The following is a 22519-nucleotide window of genomic DNA, read 5'->3' on the forward strand; positions in this document are numbered from 1 at the left end:
GGCTTTCCGCTACTCGATCAGCCCGCTAAGCAAACCTGGCGTCAGCACCTGTGGGAGTATTTGCGGCTCGGTCGCGCCGGGGGCGTAATAGAGATAGAGCGGCACGCCGGCGCGATTATGCTGTTCGATAAACCGGCCAAGCACCGGATCGCCATCGGTCCAGTCGCCGACCAGCACCGCGACTTTGCCCTTGGCGAAGGCCGCCTTGGTCGACGCCACATCGATCGCCGCCGCCTCGTTGACCTTGCACGTCAGGCACCAGTCGGCGGTGAAATAGGCGAAAACCGGGCGACCTTCCGTGCGGAGCGCGGCCAGTCGCGCTTCGCTGAACGGCTCAGTTCCCGCCGCCTGGACCGGCGCTGCGGTCGAACGTTCGACAAAGGCGATCGACGCGCCGGCAATTGCCAGCAACGCACCCACCCAGGCGATGCCAAACGCCAGCCCGCGCACCTGCCGTCGCCCGGCGATCCACAAAACGACGGCGATGCCGAGCGCCGCGACAAGGCCGAGCGTCATGCCGTTAACTCCGGCTTGTCGCCCAAGCACCCAGGCAAGCGCGATCGCGGTAAGCCACATCGGCACACTGAGGACATGCCGGAATGTCTCCATCCATGCGCCGGGTTTGGGCAACAGCTTGCGCAGGGCGGGCACGAAGCCGAGCAAGAGAAACGGCAATGCCAGCCCCAGCCCAAGTCCGGCGAACACCGCCAGTGCGGCGGGCCAGGGCAGGATCAGCGCCGCGCCCAGTGCGACGCCCATGAACGGTCCGGTGCACGGCGTGGCGATGAATGCCGCCAGCGCTCCGGTCGCAAAGGCGCCGCCGACTCCGCCGGCATTGCCAATAAAGGTCGGTGTCGGAATCTCGAACAGCCCGGCAAGGTTGAGCGCGATTGCCACGGTCAGCAGCAGGAGCAGCAGGATCATGCGCGGGTCCTGCAACTGGAAGGCCCAGCCGACCGCGCTGCCCCCGGCGCGGAGCGCGAGGATCGCACCGCCCAGCGCGACGCAGACCGCGACGACGCCCGCCGTGTAGGCGAGCGCCTCGCGCCGCGCCGCGCGCTCGTCCAGATGCCCGCGCGCCAGGCTGAGCGCCTTGAGGCTGAGTATCGGGAAGACACATGGCATGACGTTGAGCAGCAGGCCGCCGAGCAACGCGCCGCCGAACGCGAGCAACGTCGCCGCCAATATCCCGTCGTCGCCCTTCGCCGCGACTGTCACAATGCCCGGTTCAGCCGTGACCGCCAGGCCGCGACCATCGCCGATGCGTAACACGCCGGCCAGTTGCCCACCCGCCTTGCCCTTGGTCGCGATCAGGATCCGGTCGCCGTCGCGCGTCACCGCCTGCGGCGCGGCATAATCGATCAACTGAGTGGTCACCGGGAAGAAATAGGCGTCGGCCAGCGGTGCATTCGCCGGATATGGTATTGCGATGGTCGCGACGCCGCTGGACACCTGCCATGTCGCCCTGGCATCGAGCGGCTTGGGGATGGCGCGCCGCCAGGCGTCGAAGGTCGCGCGCGCGCCGGGCGTGACGAGGCCGTCACCGATCGTCAGATCGACCGCAAGCTCAGCCGTCTCCGGCACGCAGATTTCGGCGGTGCAGACGAGATAGGCCGTCTTCAGCCGAACCGGGAGCTTGGTCCCCGCCGCCAGACCGGCCGGCAATTTCAGCGTCACCAGCGGCGCATAGGGTTTTTCGAACACATAATTCATCAGGCCGGCGATCAGCAGCGTGCCCGGAACCGGATAGGCCGGCGCGCTCGCCGTCACCCCGGCGGGCAAGGTCCAGTCGAGCTTTGCCGGAAAGCCGGCATCGCCTGGATTGAGCCAATAGCCATGCCACCCGGGTTGCGGACGCGTATCGAGCGCGAGCGTCACCTCGCGTCCCGCCGCCGGACGTTCGCTTTCCGCAACCAGCCTGATCGCGAGATGCGGTCCCGCCGCGTTGGGATCCGGCAGCTGCGCCAAAGCGGGGGTCGCCAGCAGCGCGAGTCCCAACTCCATCAATAACGTCACGATCAAGCAATATATACCGCGCATTGAGCGTCCTTGCCGCAAATCCAGAGCTCGCCCATACAGCGCGGCGCAGTAATATGCACCGGACCGAAAAAGGAATCTCTATGCAGACCACGGCGTCGATCTTCGCTCTCGCCGCAGCCCTTATCGTCGCTACACCGGTCTGTGCGCAACAGGCGCCGGCGGTTGCCGCTCCAGCCGATGCGCCAGTGGTCGCGCCGGTAAAAATGGTGCCGCCAAAGGATGCGCCGAAGCTGATCGTCGCGATCTCGGTCGATCAATTCTCGGCCGACCTGCTTGCCAAGAATCGCGCCTATTTTACGGATGGTTTCGCCCGACTGCTCAAGGGTGCGGTCTTCCCCGCCGGCTATCAGAGCCATGCCGCGACCGAGACATGCCCCGGCCATTCGACCATCCTGACCGGTTATCGCCCCGCCAATACCGGGATCATCGCCAATAACTGGACCGATCAGGCGACGCCGCGCGCGGGCAAGTCGGTCTATTGCGCCGAGGACGAGAGCGTGCCCGGCAGCAGCGCGTCCAATTACACCGTTTCCGCCAAACATCTGAAGGTCCCGACCCTGGGCGAGCGCATGAAGGCGGCCGATCCGCGCACCCGCGTCGTCTCCGTCTCGGGCAAGGACCGCGCCGCGGTGATGATGGGCGGGCATAATGTCGACGAACTCTGGTGGTGGGACGGCAAGTCCTTCGTATCCTATGCCGGCCGCACTGAGCCCGCCGTGGTGACTCGGGCGAATGCGGCGACGACAGCGCTGGTCGCCACGGCGCAGCCGGCGCTGGAGATGCCAGCATGGTGCGCGATACGCGACAAGGCCGTCTCGATCGGCGGCGACAAGACGGTCGGCACCTGGCATTTCGACCGCGCGGCCGGCGACACCCGCGCCTTTCGCGCCTCGCCCGCCTATGATGCCGCGGTCATCGCGCTTGCCGCCGGTCTGATCCAGGACATGAAGCTCGGCCAAGGGCCGGCCGTCGACATCATCTCGATCGGCGCGTCGGCGACCGATTATGTCGGACACAGCTTCGGCACCGATGGCGCGGAGATGTGCATTCAGCTTGCCAATCTCGACGCGACGCTTGGCGGGTTGTTCGACATACTCGACCGGACCGGCGTCGATTATGAGGTCGTGCTGACCGCCGACCATGGCGGCAACGACCTGCCCGAACGCGAGATCACCCAGGGCATCCCCGAAGCGCAGCGCGTCGACGTCGCGCTTGCCCCCGCGGTGATGGGCAAGTCGATCGGCGAGAAGCTGGGCATCACCACCCCATTGCTGTTCGGCGACATTCCCAATGGCGATATCTGGATCTCGACCGCCCTGACCGCCGACCAGCGCAAGACCGTGCTGGCAGAGACGATCGCACGCTACAAGGCGATGCCCCAGGTCGCCGCCGTGCTGACCGGCAAGCAGATCGCGGCGACGCCGATGCCCAAGGGCCCGCCCGAACAATGGACGTTGATCCAGAAAGCGCGCGCGTCCTATGATCCGGCACGGTCGGGCGATTTGGTGGTATTCCTGAAGTCGCGCGTCACCGCGATTCCCGTGCCCGGCACCGGTTATGTCGCGACACATGGCAGCCCCTATGATTATGACCGTCGCGTGCCGGTCCTGTTCTGGCGCAAGGGCATGACCGGGTTCGAACATCCGGGCAGTATCGAGACGGTCGATATCGCCCCGACGCTGGCCAAGACGATCGGGCTGCCCATGCCCGGTGTCGATGGCAAATGCCTGGACCTCGGCACCCAGGGCGGCCCCTGCCGTTGAGCACCGCACCCGCCACGACCACCTCGCTCGACCATGTTCGCGGCCTCCCAACCTATTGGGCATCGCTGACCGGGCGGTCGGCCGAATCCCTGCCCTACAAGCAGTGGCGGATGCTGCTCGATACGCTTGGTCTTGGGATCGAGCAGGTGATGACGCATGTCGGCAGCCAGCGGCCCGATTATAACGGCTTCGTTGACTGGGTCGTCGAGATCGGGGGGCTGCCCGATCCGATCACGGTGGCGCGTTACAACGCTGAGGTGGACGGCATTGCGCCGCCGCCTGCGGCGAGTGAGCGGCTTGCCGCGATCGATGCCGCGCCGCCAGTGTTCGATGAAGCCGATCTGACCGTTTGGGAAGACAACGGTGTGATCGTCTTGCGCAACGCGATCACCGCCGCCGAGGCAGCGGCGGCCGCGGATGTGCTGTGGCAGCAGGTTGGCGGGCAAGCCGGCGATCCGGACAGCTGGTATAGTGGGCCGCGCGAGAACGGCATCATGATCCAGCATTTCCAGCACCCGGCCCAGGCCGCGATCCGCCGGTCGCCGCGCATCCTGAAGGCTTTTGCGCAACTCTGGGGCACGACCGACCTGTGGATGACGACCGACCGGATGAGCTTCAATCCGCCCGAGCGGCCGGATTATCGCTTTCCCGGCCCTCATCTGCACTGGGACGCCAGCCTGGCCCAGCCGATGCCGTTCGGCACGCAGGGCATTCTCTATCTGACCGACACCGCCGCCGATCAGGGCGCGCTGCAGCTCGTGCCGGGTTTCCATCGCCGCATTGGCGCCTGGATCGATGGGCTGGGCGGTCTCAATCCGCGCCAGGTCGACCTGTCAGCCGAAGCGGTGACGGTGCCGGCCAGTGCGGGCGACCTGGTCATCTGGCGCGAAGACCTGCCGCACGGCGCCAGTCCCAATCGCTCGAGCCGCCCGCGCCTCGCCCAGTATCTGAACATGTATTCGCCGGTGCCCGGCCCCGAGCGGCCATGGTTGTAAAGCTCAGCGTGTCTCGAACGCTCTGACCCCCGCGCCGAGGCGATTGGCACCGATCGCGAGGCGCTCATGGCTGTAGTCCGCCACGAACGCCGGTGAGCGCGTCTCGCCTGGTGCGAGCGAAGCATCGTTGCCCTCGACCCTGAGACCGGCTGACCGGTATTTCCGCGCCTCCGCCGCGACGACGATGAAGCCGGTCCAATTCTCCTTGTTGCGCCCCTGAACGAAGGTGTTGCGCGAAATCAGGCCGGTGCCGCCCTCCGGCAGGTCGATCATGTAATTGGTCTTCTTGCCGGCGGTGTCGTCGAAGCTGTTGTCGGTGATCGACACGTTGGGCACGCGCAGCTTGACGTAATGCCCGCCAGTGCCGCGTTCGAAGCGCGAATTAGTGATCGTCACCGACCCCTGATTGGCGAGGTAGATCGCGTGGCTGCAATCGGCCGTCTCGTCGCACTGGCCGAGCCCGGAAAAGGTCGAACGGTCGATAAGTATCTTCTGGTTGGTTGGCTCACCGCCAAGGATGCCCTCCTGACTATCGAGAAACATCGAGTTGCGCACGGTGAGGTTGCCTATCTCGGTGCGGATGCCCGAGCCGTTGCCGTCGTCGACACGGATGCCGCGGAACACCAGTCCGTCGACGATCGATTCCTGGCCGCGCAACACGAACGCCGCCTTGCCCTCGCACGACGTGCCTTCGAAGATCGCCGTGCCGGGCCGCACCGCCTTGAAGGTGATCCGGCCGCCAGCCTGCACGGTGCACTGACGATAGGTACCGGGCGCGATCAGGATCGTCGCCGTGCCCATCCGCACCGACTGCACCGCATCATCGATATTGGCGAAGCCTTGCCCGGTTTCCTGGATGACGAACGGCGCACGCGCTTGCTGCGCGGCGGCGGGCACGGTCAGCGCGAGGGCGATCAGCGGGAGTATGCGACGCATGGAGCGGCTCCTTTGGCGGAGGAATGCCCTGCAGAGTCGGGGAAAGGAAGGCGAATTGAGGGTTAACCGTAACGGCCGGAAGCGTTATGCGAGCCCAGCATCAATACACGTCTCGCTCACACACCCCGGCGATGCTTGCCGCCGTAACGCGTGCCGATATAACCGCCGATCCGGGCCATCTCGATCGCCGCCACGTTAGCGGTTTGCTCGCTGCACGGGAAAGGCGCGCATTCAGCCTGTTTGGCGCGGGTCGAGACCCGGTCGCACAATTCCTCTATGTCCGCGCGGGTCAGCAGGTTCTTCTCACGCAACAGGCAAAGCAGGCTTTGCAGGATGATCAGGCTCTCGTCACCCGAGCCTTCGGGTACATTCAGCGTTCCCATCGCATACTCTCCAATTTTCTTTGGAGATTATGCTCTTTCCTGCCCTTCGCAAGCACCTTGTCAACTGCCTGCGAACGAACGGCCTGGTTCGATCTGACGACGATCAATCCAGATTGGGCCGAAGCCAGCGTTGCACCGTCGACAAATTCGCACCACGCCGTACCGCATAGTCGGCAACCTGGTCCGAGCCGATGCGGGCGACGCCGAAATACTCTGCCTGCGGATGCCCGAAATAGAAGCCGGAGACCGCCGCGGTCGGCATCATCGCGAAACTCTCCGTCAGTACGATCCCGGTCGCATCGGTCGCGCCGAGCAGGTCGAACAGCATCGGCTTTTCGCTATGGTCGGGACATGCGGGATAACCCGGCGCGGGGCGGATACCGCGATATTGTTCACGGATCAGTGCCTCGTTGGTCAGCTGCTCACCCTCGGCGTAACCCCATAAGGTCTTGCGGACATGCTGATGCAACCGCTCGGCAAAGGCCTCCGCGAGGCGGTCGGCGAGCGCCTTCAACAGGATGTCGGAATAATCGTCATTGTCCGCCTTGAAGCGCGCGAGATGCGGTTCGATGCCGTGCCCGGTGGTCACCGCGAAGCCGCCGATCCAGTCACCCGCCGGATCGATGAAATCGGCCAGGCACATATTGGGCCGGCCTTCGCGCTTGGCGATCTGCTGGCGGAGGAAGGGCATGCGCACCTCCTCGTCAGCCTCGATGATTACATCGTCGACCTCCTTGCGACACGGCCATAGTCCGGCGACGCCCTTGGCGGTCAACCATTTCTCCGCGATAATCTTGTCGAGCATCGCATTCGCGTCCTCGAACAACGACCGTGCGCTTTCGCCAACCACCGAATCCTGCAGGATCGCGGGGTAATTTCCCGCCAATTCCCAGGCGCGGAAGAACGGCGTCCAATCGATCACCTCGCGCAGATCATCGAGATCCCAGTCGGGAAACACGTGCAAGCCCGGCTGAGCCGGCGCACCCGGTTTTAGCGCCATGTCAGTCGGGAAGGCGTTGGCGCGCGCCGCCGCGATGGGGATCAGCGCGCTCTGCCCCTTATTGGCGCGCGCGACGCGAACCGCTTCATATTCGTCCGCCGTGCGCTGGACGAAGCCATCCTTCTGCGTATCGCTGACCAGGGTCGAGGCGACGCCGACCGCGCGGCTGGCGTCGAGCACATGCACCACCGGGCCGTCATAGGCCGGGGCGATGCGCAGCGCGGTATGGACCTTGGACGTCGTCGCGCCGCCGATCAGCAGCGGCATCTTCATGCCGGCGCGCTTCATCTCCTCGGCGACGGTGACCATCTCGTCCAATGACGGCGTGATCAGCCCCGACAGGCCGATCATGTCGGCGTCGTTCTCGTTTGCGGCTTTCAGGATATCCGACCAGGCCACCATCACGCCCATATCGACCACGTCGAAGCCGTTGCACTGCAGGACCACGCCGACGATGTTCTTGCCGATATCATGCACGTCGCCCTTGACGGTGGCCATGATGATCTTGCCCTTGCCGCGTGCGCCGGGCTCTTTCGCCGCTTCGATAAAGGGCAGCAGATGCGCGACCGCCTTCTTCATCACGCGGGCGGATTTCACCACTTGCGGCAGGAACATCTTGCCCGATCCGAACAGGTCGCCGACGACGTTCATGCCGTCCATCAGCGGTCCCTCGATCACCTCGATCGGGCGGGCGAAACCGAGCCGCGCTTCTTCGGTGTCTTCGACGACGTGCAGGTCGATGCCCTTGACCAGAGCATATTCGAGCCGCTTGTTGACATCGAGGCTGCGCCATTCCGCCGCCGCCTTTTCCGCCACCGCATCGGTGCCGCGATAGCGTTCGGCGAGCGCGATCAACCGGTCGGTCGCGTCGTCACGGCGGTCATAGACCACGTCTTCGCACGCCTCGCGCAGTTCCGCGTCGATATCGTCGTAAATATCGAGTTGCCCGGCATTGACGATCGCCATGTCGAGCCCGGCGGGGATCGCGTGATAAAGGAACACGCTGTGCATCGCGCGGCGCACCGGTTCATTGCCGCGGAAGCTGAACGAGAGATTCGAAAGGCCGCCCGAGATATGGCAGTGCGGGCAGCGGATCTTGATCTCCCGGCATGCCTCGATGAAGTCGATCGCGTAGCGGCGATGTTCGTCGATCCCGGTTGCGACGGCAAAGATATTGGGGTCGAAGATAATGTCCTCGGGCGGGAAACCGATTCCGACCAACAGGTCATAGGCGCGGCCGCAAATCTCTACCTTGCGCTCCTTGGTGTCGGCCTGACCGACCTCGTCGAACGCCATCACGACCACGGCGGCACCGTAAGACATGACTTTACGTGCTTGAGATAAAAACTGAGCTTCGCCCTCTTTCATACTGATCGAATTGACGATTGGTTTGCCCGAGACGCATTTCAGCCCGGCCTCGATCACCGACCATTTCGAACTGTCGATCATGAACGGGATACGCGCAATGTCCGGTTCGGCAGCGATCAGCTTGAGGAAAGTGGTCATCGCCTTTTCGGAATCGAGCAACCCCTCGTCCATGTTGACGTCGAGCACCTGCGCACCCGATTCCACCTGCTGCCGCGCGACTTCGACGGCAGCGGCATAATCGTCCGCCATGATCAGCTTCTTGAAACGCGCCGAACCGGTGATGTTGGTGCGCTCGCCGATATTGACGAATTGGGCGGTGGACGTGGTGGTCATTCCATACTTTCTCCTGCTCCCCATCGGGGAGAGGGTCGGGGAGAGGGGCGTACGAAGAGGTGCTTGTGACTGCCCCTCTACCAACCCTTTCCCCGATGGGGAGAGGGTTTTGTGACGTCAAGCCGCCATCGTCATCGGCTCCAGGCCCGCCAGCCGCGTTACCACCGGCGGCACCGGCAACTCACGCGGCGGCAGTTCGCCGACTGCCTTGGCGATCGCTGCGATATGCTCAGGAGTCGAGCCGCAGCAGCCGCCGAGAATGTTGACTTGCCCCTGCGCCGCCCATTCGCGGACCAGACCCGCGGTGGTCGCCGGCTGCTCATCATATTCGCCAAGCTCGTTGGGCAAACCGGCATTGGGATAAACCATGATCAACGTATCGGCGATTTGCGACAGTGTCTTAACATGCGGCCGCAACTGCTCAGCACCGAAGGAACAATTGAGCCCGATGGTGATTGGTTTGGCATGCCGTACCGCGTGCCAGAATGCCTCGACCGTATGCCCGGACAGATTACGCCCGGACAGATCGGTCAAGGTCATCGACATCATGATCGGGACGTCGCGACCGAACGCCTCGGCCGCCTCGAGCACCGCCATGATTCCCGCTTTGGCATTCAAGGTGTCGAACACCGTTTCGATCAGGATGAAGTCGGCGCCGCCCTCGATCAGCGCGTCGGTCTGTTGGCGATATACGTCCTTCAGATAATCAAAATCGATCTCGCGGAACCCCGGATCGTTGACGTCGGGCGACAGCGACAGCGTCTTGTTGGTCGGCCCGATCGCCCCGGCAACGAAGCGCGGACGCCCGTCCTTCGCCGTGTATTCGTCGGCCAGCCGCCGCGCGATCTGCGCCGAGGCCAGGTTGATTTCGCGTACCAGATGCTCTGCGCCATAATCCGCCTGGCTGATCAGGTTCGCGCTGAAGGTGTTGGTCGATACGATGTCCGACCCGGCATCGAGATATTCGCGCGTAATCTTCTCCGGCACTTCGGACTTGGTCAGCGCGAGGATGTCGTTATTGCCTTTCTGATCCTTGGACAGGCCCAGATCGCCGGCATAATCGGCCTCCTTCAGCTTCCAGTTCTGGATCTCGGTACCGAACGCCCCGTCGGTTATCAGGATGCGCTTGGCGGCCTCGGCCAGCAGTTTTTCTCGTGCACTCATATCGAATTCCTCAGGCCGCCGCAGATGTGGCGATGGTCGATGGAACGGATTTCGCCCTGATCCCCAGCAAATGGCAGATCGCGAAGCTCAATTCGGCGCGGTTGAGCGTGTAGAAATGAAAGCCGCGCACGTCGCCGGCATAGAGTTTGCGGCACATCTCGGCGGCGATCGTCGCCGCGACGAGCTGGCGTGCGGCGGGATGGTCGTCGAGCCCCTCGAACAGCCGTCCCATCCAGTCGGGGATTTCCGCATTGCACATCGCGGCGAACTTGCGCGTCTGCGCGACGTTCGACACCGGCAGGATGCCGGGCACGATCTCGGCCGTGATGCCGGCCGCCGCGACGCGGTCGCGGAAACGGAAATAAGCCTCGGGCGAGAAGAAGAATTGCGTGATCGCGCGGTTCGCGCCAGCGTCGAGCTTGCGCTTCAGATTCTCCAGATCGACATCGATGCTCCCCGAATCCGGATGGCACTCCGGATAGGCCGCGACCGACACCTCGAACGGGTGAAGTTTTTTCAACCCGGCAACCAGCGCGGCAGCATTCTCATAACCACCCGGCGGCGATGCGAACTTCGTACCTGCGACCGGCGGATCGCCGCGCAGCGCGACGATATGGCGAACACCTGCCGCCCAATATTGCTCGGCGACCTCGTTGATCTCTTCCTTGGTCGCTTCGACGCAGGTCAGGTGCGCCGCCGCGGCCAACGAAGTTTCGCGCTGGATCCTCGCAACCGTCGCATGGGTGCGCTCACGCGTCGAACCGCCGGCGCCATAGGTGACCGAGACGAACCGCGCCCCAAGCGGCTCAAGCGTCTTGATCGCGTCCCACAGCGTTTCTTCCATCTTCTCGGTCTTGGGCGGGAAGAATTCGAATGATATTTCGGCATCGCCCGCGACATCGGCGAACAGTGGCGCTTCCAGCGCGCGGCGCGCCTCTTCCAGCTGATTGATGGAAATCGTCATGCCGCCTTCACCTCGTGTACCGGAACCTGTTTGGACTTAGCCACTTTGCGGCCGAGCCATAATTTCACCGTCAACTCACCGCCCTCGAGCGTCTCGGTCCGCGCCATCGCAAGGCCGCTCGCATCGAACCAGGCGGCGATCTGCTCGTCTGAAAAGCCGAGCCTTGTATGCGCATCCTTGGCGCGCAATTCCTCGCGATCATGCGCCGCGAAATCAGCGATCAGCAATCGACCGCCCGGCGCCAGCACACGCGCCGCCTCAGCGATCGCCGCCCCCGGCTGCTGCGCGAAATGCAAGACATGATGGATGATCGCCGCATCGGCCGCGCCGTCACCGAGCGGCAGCGCATAGAGATCCGCCTGGCGCAGCTCGGCATTGGCCAGCCCACGCTCGGACAGCTTCGCCCGCGCCAACCGCAGCATTTCCGAACTGCGATCGATCCCAAGCGCAGCCCTGGCACGCCCCGCGAACAGTTCGAGCATGCGCCCGGTGCCGGTGCCGATATCGATCAACTGACCGATCGGCGCGTCCCCGAGCACCGCCGACATCGCCGCCTCGACCTCACTCTCGGCGATATGGAGCGAGCGGATCGCGTCCCATTGTCCGGCATTATTCTCGAACCAGGCCGCCGCCGAGGCGGCGCGATCAGCGCGTACCGCCGCGAGCCGCGCGACGTCGGCCACCGCCCAATGATCGGGCTCGATCGCGGCCCAGCCGTCGAGCGCGGCGAGCACTGGCGTGACCCGCGCCTCCGCGCCGACCCCGACAAATACCCAGCTGCCCTCCTTGCGCCGCTCCGCCAGCCCCGCGTCGCACAAGATCTTCACATGGCGGCTGACGCGGGGCTGACTCTGGCCGAGCACCTGCGCCAGTTCACCGACCGACAGCTCCATCGAGCGCAGCAACGCGAGGATGCGCAGCCGCGTGGTGTCGGCAAGGGCGCGGAAGATGTCGAGTGCGATCGTCATGTCGATACAACATATAAAGATATCTTTATATCAGGTCAACGCAGCATGTGCCGCACTGGTGGAAACATACGCTTCGCCGTACGTATTGAAGCGGCCCTTGCCCTCCGCTAGCTTCCCCATCCTATCGACTAGCCTATCAACAAGACGGGAATCGCCACATGAAGAAGATCGTTGCCATCACTGCCGCCCTTTCCGCCGCCGCGCTTGCCGCCTGCACGCCCGCGGCGCAGAACGAAACCGCTCAGGCCGCCGACCAGATCGCCGCCGATGCCAATGCGACGATGGGCGAAGCCGTCAATGACACCGATGCCGCCGCCGACCGTGCGTTCGGTTCGGCCGAAGCGACCATGGACAATAGCGGTGCCGCGATCGGCAACGCCGCCGATGGCGCAGCCGATGCGACGGGTGCCGCACTCAAGGATGCCGGCAACGCGATCGAAGACTAAGTCGAAATAAGGGTCGTTGGCGCCTGCGCGCGCAGGCCTCCAACACGCTGGAAACGAACAGGAGAAGGTGCAGATGTCCGGGCTCAAACCACTGGGTCTAGGTGCCCTTCTCCTGCTTTCCGCGTGTGGTGGCGCGCCCGACACGCCCGGCGCCGTCACTTCGGGTGAGGCCCAGGCATTGAACGATGCCGCCGCGATGCTCGACGCGAACAGCGTCGACGCCAATGCCATAAACGTCGAAATCGACGGCGAAAACGAGGCTCAACCACAATGACCGATCTTCGCCAGCCCATTCTTCGCCGGCTGGGCGCAACCGATATCCACATCGCTCCACTGGTGCTGGGCGGCAATGTCTTCGGCTGGACCGCCGACAAGACCGCGAGCTTTGCGGTGCTGGACGCCTTTGTCGCCGGCGGCGGCACGATGATCGACACCGCCGATGTCTATTCGGCCTGGGTGCCCGGCCACCAGGGCGGTGAATCCGAAACAATGATCGGCGAGTGGCTCAAGGCGAGCGGCAAGCGCGACAACGTACAGATCGCGACCAAGGTCGGCATGTTGCCGGGCGAGGGCGGCGTGAAGCTCGCGCCCGCGCGCATTGCCGCGGCGTGCGACGCGTCGCTCCGGCGTCTCGGCGTCGAGCGCATCGACCTTTATTTCGCGCATCAGGACGATGACGCCGTTGCCCAGGACGAGGTAATGGCGGCGTTCGCCAAGCTGGCCGAAGCGGGCAAGATCAACGCTCTGGGTGCGTCGAACTTCCATGCCGCGCGGCTGAAATCGGCCAATGAGGCGGCACTCGCGGCGGGCGTACCGCATTATCAGGTGCTGCAGCCCGAATATAATCTGGCCAGCCGCCACGCTTTCGAGGGCGAGTTGCAGGACTATTGCGTCACCCACAATATCGGCGCGGTGCCCTATTACGGCCTCGCCTCGGGTTTCCTGACCGGCAAATATCGCAGCGAGGCCGATCTCGGCAAAAGCGTGCGCGGCGGCCGGATGACGGATATGCTCAAGGGCAAGGGCCTCGCCGTACTTACCGCAATGGATGCGGTCGCCGCCGAGACCGGTGCCTCACTTGCGCAGATCGCGCTCGCCTGGCTCGCCGCACAGCCCGGTGTCACCGCCCCGATCGCGAGCGCGACGAGCGTTGCGCAGGTCGAGGAATTGCTCGGCTCAATGGCGTTGGCGTTGACCAAGGACCAGCGCGATCGTCTGGATGCCGCCGGGAGCTAGGCTGTTGCGATTTGAGTGGAATGCCCCCTTCCATGGGTGATTCCGCATAAAGCGAGCCCGGGAGTTAGATTCCGGCCGTCACCACATCTGTCAGGGCAAACGCCAGCGGCGCGCCGTCTCCGCCGGTCATCACGATGCTCGCGCTGGCCACACCGGCGAGAGACAAGGGCGTTGCCTCCTCCACGGTGATATCACCGGCCGGCGAACAGGTTTCGTCCGGAGCGACAGCGGCGCCGACCCAGATCAAATCGAGCGGACTGTCATTGCTTTCCGCCGGGATCGTGAAGGCGTGACCGTCACCAACGTCGCGAAGGTCGATCACCTTCAGCGCGGCGACCGGCTCGTCGAGATTGGTCGTCACGACCTGGCCGAAGATGACCACCGACGAATTGTTCGTGTCGCTCGACCGATTGATGAAATTCAGATTGATGCTCATCAGCAACTTCCGATCACCACATTTCCACCGGGTAACGATAACATCGATCGATCGTGACGCGAACGAAACTTTCCAGAACTTCCCGAAGCACGAAAAGGCCCGCGACGCCAGATGGCATCGCGGGCCTCCAAGACCGTCTAAAGACGGTCGGTCGGGCCTTAGTGCAGCTTGCCGCTGAACGAGATGCCGACGACGCGCGGTTCGTTGAACACTGCCGCCAAGTAATTCTCGATCACGCCCTTGAGGTTCTTCTCATTGGTGATGTTGCGGCCGAACAGCGCGATCTCCCAGTCGCCGTTACCGCCGGTATAACCGACCTTCACGCCGCCTTCGAAGTTGCCGTTCGCGTAGAATTCCCTGGTCTTATACAACACCAGGCTGGTGTAGCCCTGCAAATTCCAGTCGGTCGCGATGAACACCTTGCCGCTATCGCTGATCGGCAGGTCGTACCGGCCGGTGAAATCGAAGGTATATTTCGGCGCGTTGGGCAGGGGATTGCCGTCGATCTTGGCGAGGTAGACCGGCCCGAATGCGCCGGCGACCCTGCGCGTCGGATTCTGCACCGTGCAGACCACCACATTATTCAGCGCACAAACCTGCACTTCGGTATTCTTGTCTTCGATCTCACTATGCAGCAGGCTGAAGCCAGCGGTGAGGGTTAGGTTGCGGATCGGACGCCAGTCCAGATCGGCCTCCACGCCGTAGGCCTTCGCCTTAGCGGCATTGAACAGGATGCCATTGCCATTGTTGGAATCATTGCCGTTCAGCTGAATGTTATCGACCGTGTAGGTGAACGCGGTCGCGTTCAGGCGCAGCGTGTTGTTGAACAAGCGGCTCTTGAAACCGCCTTCGAACGACAGGATCGTTTCCGAATTGGCAGTGGTGAAGTCGGAATTGAACACCGCGGAACGGCCCTGGATTGTCGGCCCACGGAAGCCGCGCGCCGCACGGGCATAGAGGCTCAGTTCAGAGCTAACCTCGTACAGCGCGCTCAAATCCCAGCTGGTCTTGTCGTCCGACAGGCGCACATAGCGGCGGCCGGTATAAGTATCGGCAAAGCCGGCCGAAAGTGAGGTCTTTTCCAGCCGTGTCGACTTGGTGTCGTTGGTCTGCCGCACGCCGGCGGTGATGGTCAGGCTTGGCAATACTTCATAGCTCGCCTGGCCGAACACCGCCCATGAGGTGTTGATGTTGCGCAACCGCACGAAATTGTTCGGATTATAGGCGCGTTGGTTTGGCAGCAGGAAATAGTTACGCTGGTAAAATTCGGTCGTGTCGCGCTGATCGAAATACATGCCGCCGATCTGCCACTTGAACGGTCCGTCGCCATCGCTGGCAAGACGCAATTCCTGAGTCAGCTGGTTCAGGTCGCGCAGATTGCCTTGGCTCTGACCGAAACCGTTAGCGATGGGCGTGGCTGGCGGTACGGCGAACGGGAAGTTCGCCGCCGCGCCGCCATCGGTATCGCCGCGGCTATAGCCCGACGACCCCTCGAACGCGCTGATCGAGGTCAGCACGACCGGGCCGAAATCATAGGCCAGCTTCAGCGACTCGCCATAGGTCTTGTAGGCCTGAGGATTGTTGTTGCCCTCGTCGAGCGCAATGCGGTCGCGCGGCTCGGCAGAGATATCGTTCGAGCCTTTCTTCAGCGCCGCGCGATGGAAGATCGTCGAGGTGCCATCATAATCGCGAGCATGCGCCGACAGCAACAGCGAGAAATTGTCGTCCGGCGTGAACAGCAATTGAGCGCGGATGTCCTTTTCGTTGAAGCCGCCCATCGCGTTCTTCTTCGGCGACACGGTGCCATCGGCACTGGTGCCGGTATAGGTGTTGTCGATCCAGTCGTCGCGGTGCTGATACAGCGCCGATACGCGCAGCGAGAGCACATCACCGGCGATCGGGCCACCGAGGCCGCCGTCGAAGGTCACCGTGTTATAGCTGCCGTAGGTCGCCGTACCGCGAGCGGAAAATTCATTCGACGGGCGGATCGTGTCGAACTTGATGATGCCCGCCGTGGTGTTACGGCCAAACAGCGAACCCTGCGGACCGCGCAGCACTTCGACTTGTGCCACGTCGAACACCGGGTTCGATTTAAGCACGACATGTTCGAGCACGACATCGTCCTGGATGATCGACACCGGCTGCGACGCACCGAGATAGAAATCGATATTGCCGAGACCGCGAATGTAAAAGCGCGGGAAGATACGGCCAGTGGTGGTTTCGGCATAAAGGCCCGGAACGCGGCCGGCGAGCGCAAGGATGTCCTCGCCGCCGCCCTGGAACGCACGCAATTCGTCACCACCGACGACGCCGACCGACAACGGCACCTTTTGCAGGTTTTCGGAGCGACGCTCCGCGGTGACGACGATCTCGTCCAGATCGTCGTCCGACGCGGCTTCCGCGGCAGGCGCAGCGGGCGCATCCTGCGCCGATGCGACGCCAGTGCAGAGCAACGCGCCGACCGCGGCACCGAGGAACAACGACTTGCGCACGAAAATGACCTTGGACACTGAAGGACCCCTAACCAGGAAATTGACGGATCGCTAAGGCCCAAACGGCGCGCGCAGATGCGCCAGCGTGAAAGCCATTTTCATATGGCCTCCCGCCGGACATCATCGTCTCGTGCAGTTTTGAACCTCTCGCTCGATCGAGCCGCTAGGCCGCGATCATGACCTATTCGTGACAGGCTGATCGTGTAACGAAAGATTGCTGGGAGCGTGACAATCAGGTCACATTGCGGGGTGCGCGGAGACCCGTTCGAGGGTCCGGGCAACGCTGCCACCCAAAGCAAGAGGCCCGGCGCTTTTCGCACCGGGCCTCCCCATCCTCTCCCAAGGTGATGTGCAGTTCGCTATGCCGCGAACTGGTTTGCTATCGCCTCTATGCGGCGAACTGGTTCATCGTGTTGTGCGCACCGCCCGCTTTCAGCGCGGCATCACCGGCGAAATATTCCTTGTGATCGTCGCCGATGTCGGAGCCCGACATGTTCTGATGCTTCACACAGGCGATTCCTTCACGGATCTCCTTGCGCTGCACCCCCCTGACATAACCGAGCATTCCCTGGTCGCCGAAATACTCCTTGGCGAGATTGTCGGTCGACAGCGCCGCAGTGTGATAGGTCGGCAAGGTGATCAGGTGATGGAAGATGCCCGCACGCTTCGCCGAATCCGCCTGGAAAGTGCGGATCCGCTCGTCCGCTTCGTCGCCCAGCGTCGTGCCGTCAAAATCGACACTCATCAACTTGGCTCGATCATAGGCCGACACATCCTTGCCCTCGGCAACCCAGGCGTCGAACACCTGCTGGCGGAAATTCAGCGTCCAGTTGAACGATGGCGAGTTGTTATAGACAAGCTTCGCGTTCGGAATGACTTCGCGGATGCGATCGACCATGCCGGCGATCTGTTCGATATGCGGCTTCTCGGTCTCGATCCACAACAGGTCGGCACCATTTTGCAGCGACGTGATACAGTCGAGCACGCAGCGATCCTCGCCCGATCCGGCGCGGAATTGGAACAGGTTCGACGGCAAGCGCTTGGGCCGCAACAATTTGCCGTCACGGTTGAGGATCACGTCGCCATTGCGCGCGGTGCTCGGGTCGATCTCTTCGCAATCGAGGAAAGAATTATACTGGTCGCCGAGATCGCCCGGCTCCTTGCTCACCGCGATCTGCTTGGTCAGGCCGGCACCGAGCGAGTCGGTGCGCGTAACGATGATCCCGTCTTCGACGCCGAGTTCGAGAAACGCGTAGCGGCACGCCCGAACCTTGGCGAGGAAGTCCTCATGCGGCACGGTGACCTTGCCGTCCTGATGGCCGCACTGCTTTTCGTCGCTGACCTGGTTCTCGATCTGCAGCGCACAGGCGCCGGCCTCGATCATTTTCTTGGCGAGCAGATAGGTCGCCTCGGCATTGCCGAATCCGGCATCGATATCGGCGACGATCGGCACAACATGCGTCTGGTAGTTCTCGACCGCCTGGACCAACCGCTGCTCGGTCAGTTCGTTGCCGGACGCGCGCGCCGCATCGATCTCACGGAACATGCCGCCCAGTTCGCGCGCATCGGCCTGACGCAGGAAGGTATAGAGTTCCTCGATCAGCGCGGGAACGCTGGTTTTCTCATGCATCGACTGATCCGGCAGCGGACCGAATTCGGAGCGCAGCGCGGCAACCATCCAGCCCGAGAGATAGAGATAGCGGCGCTCGGTCGACCCGAAATGCTTCTTGATGCTGATCATCTTCTGCTGGCCGATAAACCCGTGCCAGCAGCCCAGCGACTGAGTGTAGTTAGCCGGATCGGCATCATACGCCGCCATGTCCTTGCGCATGATCGCTGCGGTGTAGCGCGCGATATCGAGGCCGGTCTGGAAACGGTTCTGCACCCGCATCCGCGCGACGGCTTCCGCGTCGATCCCGTCCCAGGTGCCGTTCTGGCTGTTGATCAACTGAGCCGTTTGCGTGATGTGGTTCTGGTAGGTCATTGCTCTCGCTTTCCAGTTTGGATGAAAGCGATGTACGGAGATTTACAGCGGATACAGCCCATTTACCGCAATTGATGAAGTCAATATGTCACGCACCGATATAGCAGCATGTAATTTTGTAATTTATTGACAGGCATAAGGTTCGTTATACATGGCGCCGGAATCGCGCATCAGCGTGGCTCTCAGCACCACGGCGGCGATGCCAACCGCCCATTGTGCCGGGGTGATAGCCCCCTTTTCCGAGTAGAAAAAGAATGAGAACTGGACGAGCGTCAGCGTGAAAGGCGAGCGCCGTGTTCAGCGGATCCGCCACCAGCCGACCGTCGAAACGATGCGTATCGATAAATCGCTCCGCAGAATGGACATTGAGTTGATCGCCGGAAGGAATGCCAGACCACTGTTCGTCAGCGAAGCGGAAGCTGTGACCGCGTCTCATCGGCCCGGCTCACCTCAAATGCTAAGAATCCAAATGCGGTTTGGAACGACGGGCTTGCCCCTTCGGCGCGCGCAACCTAGCGCCGAAAGGATGAAGCAGCAGACGCTACGCCGCATCCGGCAATATCATCTCTATCTCGGCGTGTTCTTCGCTCCCGCGATCGTGCTTTTTTCGTTGAGCGGCGCGCTGCAGACTTTTCGTCTGCAGGATAAGAACCCACTCGGTGGGAAACCCAATGCTGCCATCGTGTGGATGGCGAGTTTTCACAAAGACCAGCGTCTCCCCCACGAAAAGCCCAAGCGGGCGGTTTCGGCGGCGACCGCCAAGCCAGTGGCGGAGCCGGTCGTGCCCAAACCCAATACGCTACCGCTCCAGATCTTCGTCACATTGCTATCGATCGCGCTGATCGCTTCGACCATCCTTGGCCTTACGATCGCGCTCACCAGTCGCGCGACGCGGCGGATTTCGTTCGCCATGCTCGCTGTCGGGACGACGTTGCCGCTCGCGTTGCTGCTTGTCTAGGCACTGACGGCCCGGTGCTGAAGATGAAGTCCGATCCGACTTAGAACAGACCCGGCACTTCGCGCTGCGCGGTGCTCGGTCGCGTCGGCATAAGCAATTCCCGCTTGCTAACGCCCGATTGCGCCCGCTGGCCGGCCGCGACCGCCGACGAAATCGGCGTACAGCTTCGCCCGGCGAGGAAGTCGAGTGCCTGGCGCGTAGACGCCTCGCGCGGATCGCCGAGTTGATAACCGATGTCGTCGGGCGCCTGACAGCTCGCCTCAGCCGTCCCCGCAAGGCCATTAAAATAGGCCCCCTGACGTGCCGAATTCTGTATCGCGAAGGCGATTATACGAAAACGATCATCACACGCCGACCGATCGATCGCGATCTGGCCAACCGGCTTGCCATAGGTGTTGGTGCCGATCAGGCCCGCATTGGCATGGAGGTAAGGGATCATCGCATTGATCACGAACTCACTGGCCGAAGCTGTTCCACCGGTGCCAATAAAGGCGATCTTGGCGGGTGCAATCGATTCCGGCTGCGTCATGAAATTACGTGTATCATTTTCCGCCGATTTTTCGGGCCTGAAGGTGGTGTAGCCCAGCACGTCTGAAGTCGACCGATTGCGCCCCAGCAAGTCCCCGAACAACTCCGCGATCGAGACCAACCCGCCGCCATTGTAACGGAGATCGACGATAACCTCGGTCACACCTTGTGCACGAAAATTGGCGAAAGCCGCACGAAGCGCCGGATCCGCCGTGCTGATGAAAGTGCGCAGATTGACATAGCCGACCTTGCGACCGCCATCGTTTATCACCTGCGCGCCATAGGTCGGCGATACGGGCTGAATGTCATATTCGGTCTTGGTCAGGGTCACGGTACGATTGCCCCCGGTGCCCGACAATTGCAGTACGCGTGCCGTACCCACCGTGTCTGGGCCAAGCGCGTCGACGATGCCGTTGGATCCGTCGGTGGCGACGATCGTGCTGACCGAGCGAAGATTGGCGGTGGTCGTGCCGATAGCCACGATCTCGGTACCGCGCCCGGCTCCGGCAAGCTGCGCCGGGGCATTCTCGAACGATTCTGCGATGAACAGGCGGCTCGAAGGATCGAAGCCGAGGCGGAAGCCAAAGCCAGCGCTCGATCCCGATGCGTAGAACGCATTCTCTTCGGCGATCGAGGTGAGATAGGTGAAGTATCGATCGCGTCGCTGGCTGCGCGCAGTTGCGGTTAGCGCATCGATGTACGAATCGACCGTGCTGTAAGGTGACGGGTCGAGGCTGGCGGGCAAGGTTTCCGGGAAAAGATACCATTCGCGCAGCTGCGCCGCCGCCCAATCCTGCCGGTCGCGCAGCGAGCACGTCCCTGCGGTCGGGGTTGGCGTTGATGTGGAGGTCGGCGTAGGCGTAGGCGTAGGCGTCGCGCCTGTTGAACCACCCGTAACGCCGGTGCCGCTCCCGCCGCAAGCCGACAACATCGCAGCCATACCTAGGATGGCGCCAAGCCGATGACGTTTCATGATTTTCTCCCCGATTTCGACTAACTAGCAGTTTTCCACCTGGTGTCAGCGCGAAAAATCACCATCACCTCCGTATTGGTCCCATCACACCCGACGGCAATCAATCTCCAGCAAAAGTGAAAGCGCTCACGCCACGTTCGCGTTCGTTCATGGCCAGCACGCGCCCGTGCGGCGGCATCGACCGCTGCGGACATGCGCCGCGCAAGCAGGCCCGGCAGCCCAAGCCAATCGGCGTCGCTTCACCACGCAAATCGATACCGCGAGCGACCGCCATCGTGCCCGCATGCTCCGCCGCGACACCGATACCAACCGCGAACTCCGCCGGGACCGCACCGTAGCGCCGCCCCTGCGGCGTCACCGTCCGCGCCAGGGTAAGCCAGCGCGTCGCATCCTCCAGCTCGACCAGTTGTACGGCGAGCGCGCCCGGGCGATCGAATGCATGGTGCAGCCGCCACAAGGGACACCGCCCCTCGGTCTCCGCCAGAGGAGAACCGCTCGCGCCCGAAAAGCGCTTCGAGGCCTGTCCGGCCCGGTCGATCCGTACCATGAAGAACGGCAAGCCGCGCGCGCCGACGCGCTGCAATGTCGTCAACCGGTGCGCGATCTGTTCGAACCCGGCGCCGAAGCGCCGCTGCAGCAGTTCGAGATCATATCCAGTCGCCTCGCACGCGCGCAGAAAGCGGGCATAGGGCATCATCACCGCCGCAGCGAAATAGCTGGTCAGATGACGGCGATAGAGCCGCTCCGCCGGCCGCTCGGCAAACCCCGCACCCTTGACCAGTGCTTCGATCTCACCACGCGCCTCGATCTGCGCGAGTTGATACGCGGCGGCAAAGGTGCGGGATGCCGGATCAAGCGTCTCGCTCAACTGCAATTGCCGGGCATGCAGGTCCGTTCGGCGCAACAGGTCGGGCATGACATCGATTGGCAACACGCGAATGGTCAGCTGGTGCTTGACCCGCAAACGCTCGGCGATCGCGCCATAGAGGTCGCCCGCGCCGAGCCGCAGTTCGTCGGCCACGCCTTCGGCCACGCCATCGAGGTCGGCGAAATGGCCGCGCCATCGCTCGATCTCGCGCCGTACTTCTGCGACCGGATCGACCGCCGCCGCTCCCAAAGCCTCGCCGCCCGCCCCGATCCGATCATAGGCGCGCGCAAAGGCTTCGGCGCCGCCGGGTGCGCCCGCCAGCCATTCCTCGATCTCGTTACGGTCGATCTCGAGATCGGCGAAAATCGGGTCGGCCAGCCGCCGCCGGATCGCGGATTCGCCACCGCCCGGCTCACCCGCCGCCAGAGAGCGTGGATCGAAATCGAATGATTCCGCGAGCTTGACCAATAGCGACGCCGACAAGGGTCGCTGATTCTTCTCGACCAGGTTGAGATAGCTCGGACTGATCGTCAGCACCTCGGACATCGCAGCCTGGGTCAACCCGGCCTGACGCCGCAACCGTCGCACCGCGTGTCCGGCAAAAAGCTTGCGATCCGCCATAATCCCCGACTCCATGAACTCGCGCCCCGGCGCTAACTGTCATATCTTTACAAGAGCACAAGC

18 protein-coding genes are annotated in these 22519 nt (G+C 63.0%); 6 read left to right on the forward strand and 12 right to left on the reverse strand.

Annotated features, from left to right (window positions below; all coding sequences use genetic code 11):
• Window positions 1-9: 9 nt before the first annotated feature.
• Window positions 10-2040, reverse strand: coding sequence for a protein-disulfide reductase DsbD family protein (locus ACVWZA_RS08415; protein ID WP_457310743.1), 2031 nt, complete (start codon window positions 2038-2040; stop codon window positions 10-12).
• An 80-nt stretch (window positions 2041-2120) separates the two neighbouring features.
• Between ACVWZA_RS08415 and ACVWZA_RS08420 the strand changes: the two genes are divergently transcribed.
• Both ACVWZA_RS08420 and ACVWZA_RS08425 read left to right on the forward strand, forming a co-directional pair.
• Complete coding sequence (locus ACVWZA_RS08420; protein ID WP_457310744.1) at window positions 2121-3803, forward strand: alkaline phosphatase family protein; 1683 nt, start codon at window positions 2121-2123, stop codon at window positions 3801-3803.
• Window positions 3800-4798 (forward strand): phytanoyl-CoA dioxygenase family protein, encoded by a 999-nt coding sequence (locus ACVWZA_RS08425; protein WP_457310745.1) that lies wholly within the window; start codon window positions 3800-3802, stop codon window positions 4796-4798. Before ACVWZA_RS08420 ends, ACVWZA_RS08425 begins: the two co-directional genes overlap by 4 nt.
• Window positions 4799-4801: 3 nt before the next feature.
• Here the strand turns inward: ACVWZA_RS08425 and ACVWZA_RS08430 are convergent, their stop codons facing one another.
• The 6 genes from ACVWZA_RS08430 to ACVWZA_RS08455 all read right to left on the reverse strand — a co-directional run bounded on the left by ACVWZA_RS08430 (window position 4802) and on the right by ACVWZA_RS08455 (window position 11914).
• Window positions 4802-5734, reverse strand: a complete 933-nt coding sequence (locus tag ACVWZA_RS08430) for a right-handed parallel beta-helix repeat-containing protein (RefSeq protein ID WP_457310746.1) — start codon at window positions 5732-5734, stop codon at window positions 4802-4804.
• Between the two features lie 116 nt (window positions 5735-5850).
• Entirely contained in the window at window positions 5851-6117 is a 267-nt protein-coding gene (locus tag ACVWZA_RS08435) for a hypothetical protein (RefSeq protein WP_457310747.1), read from the reverse strand.
• A gap of 103 nt (window positions 6118-6220) precedes the next feature.
• Window positions 6221-8818, reverse strand: coding sequence for a methionine synthase (gene metH, locus ACVWZA_RS08440; protein WP_457310748.1), 2598 nt, complete (start codon window positions 8816-8818; stop codon window positions 6221-6223).
• A gap of 117 nt (window positions 8819-8935) precedes the next feature.
• Window positions 8936-9982, reverse strand: coding sequence for a homocysteine S-methyltransferase family protein (locus tag ACVWZA_RS08445; protein WP_457310749.1), 1047 nt, complete (start codon window positions 9980-9982; stop codon window positions 8936-8938).
• Window positions 9983-9992: 10 nt separating this feature from the next.
• Window positions 9993-10946, reverse strand: a complete 954-nt coding sequence (gene metF / locus ACVWZA_RS08450; RefSeq protein WP_457310750.1) for a methylenetetrahydrofolate reductase — start codon at window positions 10944-10946, stop codon at window positions 9993-9995.
• Window positions 10943-11914 (reverse strand): ArsR/SmtB family transcription factor, encoded by a 972-nt coding sequence (locus ACVWZA_RS08455; RefSeq protein WP_457310751.1) that lies wholly within the window; start codon window positions 11912-11914, stop codon window positions 10943-10945. Before ACVWZA_RS08455 ends, metF begins: the two co-directional genes overlap by 4 nt.
• 158 nt (window positions 11915-12072) lie before the next feature.
• Here ACVWZA_RS08455 and ACVWZA_RS08460 point away from each other — a divergent pair, with 158 nt between their 5' ends.
• The 3 genes from ACVWZA_RS08460 to ACVWZA_RS08470 all read left to right on the forward strand — a co-directional run bounded on the left by ACVWZA_RS08460 (window position 12073) and on the right by ACVWZA_RS08470 (window position 13596).
• Window positions 12073-12360 (forward strand): hypothetical protein, encoded by a 288-nt coding sequence (locus ACVWZA_RS08460; RefSeq protein ID WP_457310752.1) that lies wholly within the window; start codon window positions 12073-12075, stop codon window positions 12358-12360.
• A 73-nt stretch (window positions 12361-12433) separates the two neighbouring features.
• The gene (locus tag ACVWZA_RS08465; protein WP_457310753.1) at window positions 12434-12634 is read left to right on the forward strand and encodes a hypothetical protein; all 201 of its coding nucleotides are present in this window, start codon (window positions 12434-12436) and stop codon (window positions 12632-12634) included.
• Window positions 12631-13596 (forward strand): aldo/keto reductase, encoded by a 966-nt coding sequence (locus tag ACVWZA_RS08470; RefSeq protein ID WP_457310754.1) that lies wholly within the window; start codon window positions 12631-12633, stop codon window positions 13594-13596. Before ACVWZA_RS08465 ends, ACVWZA_RS08470 begins: the two co-directional genes overlap by 4 nt.
• 64 nt (window positions 13597-13660) lie before the next feature.
• On the opposite strand, the gene ACVWZA_RS08475 is transcribed toward ACVWZA_RS08470, so the two are convergent.
• The 3 genes from ACVWZA_RS08475 to ACVWZA_RS08485 all read right to left on the reverse strand — a co-directional run bounded on the left by ACVWZA_RS08475 (window position 13661) and on the right by ACVWZA_RS08485 (window position 18508).
• Window positions 13661-14032, reverse strand: a complete 372-nt coding sequence (locus ACVWZA_RS08475) for a hypothetical protein (RefSeq protein ID WP_457310755.1) — start codon at window positions 14030-14032, stop codon at window positions 13661-13663.
• 158 nt (window positions 14033-14190) lie between these two features.
• On the reverse strand, window positions 14191-16542 hold the full coding sequence (locus ACVWZA_RS08480; RefSeq protein ID WP_457310756.1) for a TonB-dependent receptor: 2352 nt from the start codon (window positions 16540-16542) through the stop codon (window positions 14191-14193).
• Window positions 16543-16912: 370 nt separating this feature from the next.
• Complete coding sequence (locus tag ACVWZA_RS08485) at window positions 16913-18508, reverse strand: isocitrate lyase (RefSeq protein ID WP_457310757.1); 1596 nt, start codon at window positions 18506-18508, stop codon at window positions 16913-16915.
• A gap of 526 nt (window positions 18509-19034) precedes the next feature.
• Here ACVWZA_RS08485 and ACVWZA_RS08490 point away from each other — a divergent pair.
• Window positions 19035-19466 (forward strand): hypothetical protein, encoded by a 432-nt coding sequence (locus tag ACVWZA_RS08490; RefSeq protein ID WP_457310758.1) that lies wholly within the window; start codon window positions 19035-19037, stop codon window positions 19464-19466.
• A gap of 40 nt (window positions 19467-19506) precedes the next feature.
• Here ACVWZA_RS08490 and ACVWZA_RS08495 read toward each other — a convergent pair whose 3' ends face one another.
• Together ACVWZA_RS08495 and ACVWZA_RS08500 are read right to left on the reverse strand one after the other, a co-directional pair.
• A complete protein-coding gene (locus tag ACVWZA_RS08495; protein WP_457310759.1) occupies window positions 19507-20967 on the reverse strand; it encodes a S41 family peptidase in 1461 nt (486 codons plus the stop codon).
• A gap of 100 nt (window positions 20968-21067) precedes the next feature.
• Window positions 21068-22456 (reverse strand): helix-turn-helix domain-containing protein, encoded by a 1389-nt coding sequence (locus tag ACVWZA_RS08500; RefSeq protein ID WP_457310760.1) that lies wholly within the window; start codon window positions 22454-22456, stop codon window positions 21068-21070.
• Between the last annotated feature and the right edge of the window lie 63 nt (window positions 22457-22519).

It is taken from the genome of Sphingomonas sp. UYAg733 (assembly GCF_054057355.1).

Bases quoted from the DNA above. Each gene is read 5' to 3' on its own strand.
- ACVWZA_RS08415 (WP_457310743.1), bottom strand. From the start codon at position 2,040: ATGCGCGGTATATATTGCTTGATCGTGACGTTATTGATGGAGTTGGGA.
- ACVWZA_RS08420 (WP_457310744.1), top strand. From the start codon at position 2,121: ATGCAGACCACGGCGTCGATCTTCGCTCTCGCCGCAGCCCTTATCGTC.
- ACVWZA_RS08430 (WP_457310746.1), bottom strand. From the start codon at position 5,734: ATGCGTCGCATACTCCCGCTGATCGCCCTCGCGCTGACCGTGCCCGCC.
- ACVWZA_RS08435 (WP_457310747.1), bottom strand. From the start codon at position 6,117: ATGGGAACGCTGAATGTACCCGAAGGCTCGGGTGACGAGAGCCTGATC.
- metH (WP_457310748.1), bottom strand. From the start codon at position 8,818: ATGACCACCACGTCCACCGCCCAATTCGTCAATATCGGCGAGCGCACC.
- ACVWZA_RS08445 (WP_457310749.1), bottom strand. From the start codon at position 9,982: ATGAGTGCACGAGAAAAACTGCTGGCCGAGGCCGCCAAGCGCATCCTG.
- metF (WP_457310750.1), bottom strand. From the start codon at position 10,946: ATGACGATTTCCATCAATCAGCTGGAAGAGGCGCGCCGCGCGCTGGAA.
- ACVWZA_RS08455 (WP_457310751.1), bottom strand. From the start codon at position 11,914: ATGACGATCGCACTCGACATCTTCCGCGCCCTTGCCGACACCACGCGG.
- ACVWZA_RS08460 (WP_457310752.1), top strand. From the start codon at position 12,073: ATGAAGAAGATCGTTGCCATCACTGCCGCCCTTTCCGCCGCCGCGCTT.
- ACVWZA_RS08465 (WP_457310753.1), top strand. From the start codon at position 12,434: ATGTCCGGGCTCAAACCACTGGGTCTAGGTGCCCTTCTCCTGCTTTCC.
- ACVWZA_RS08470 (WP_457310754.1), top strand. From the start codon at position 12,631: ATGACCGATCTTCGCCAGCCCATTCTTCGCCGGCTGGGCGCAACCGAT.
- ACVWZA_RS08475 (WP_457310755.1), bottom strand. From the start codon at position 14,032: ATGAGCATCAATCTGAATTTCATCAATCGGTCGAGCGACACGAACAAT.
- ACVWZA_RS08485 (WP_457310757.1), bottom strand. From the start codon at position 18,508: ATGACCTACCAGAACCACATCACGCAAACGGCTCAGTTGATCAACAGC.
- ACVWZA_RS08490 (WP_457310758.1), top strand. From the start codon at position 19,035: ATGAAGCAGCAGACGCTACGCCGCATCCGGCAATATCATCTCTATCTC.
- ACVWZA_RS08495 (WP_457310759.1), bottom strand. From the start codon at position 20,967: ATGAAACGTCATCGGCTTGGCGCCATCCTAGGTATGGCTGCGATGTTG.
- ACVWZA_RS08500 (WP_457310760.1), bottom strand. From the start codon at position 22,456: ATGGCGGATCGCAAGCTTTTTGCCGGACACGCGGTGCGACGGTTGCGG.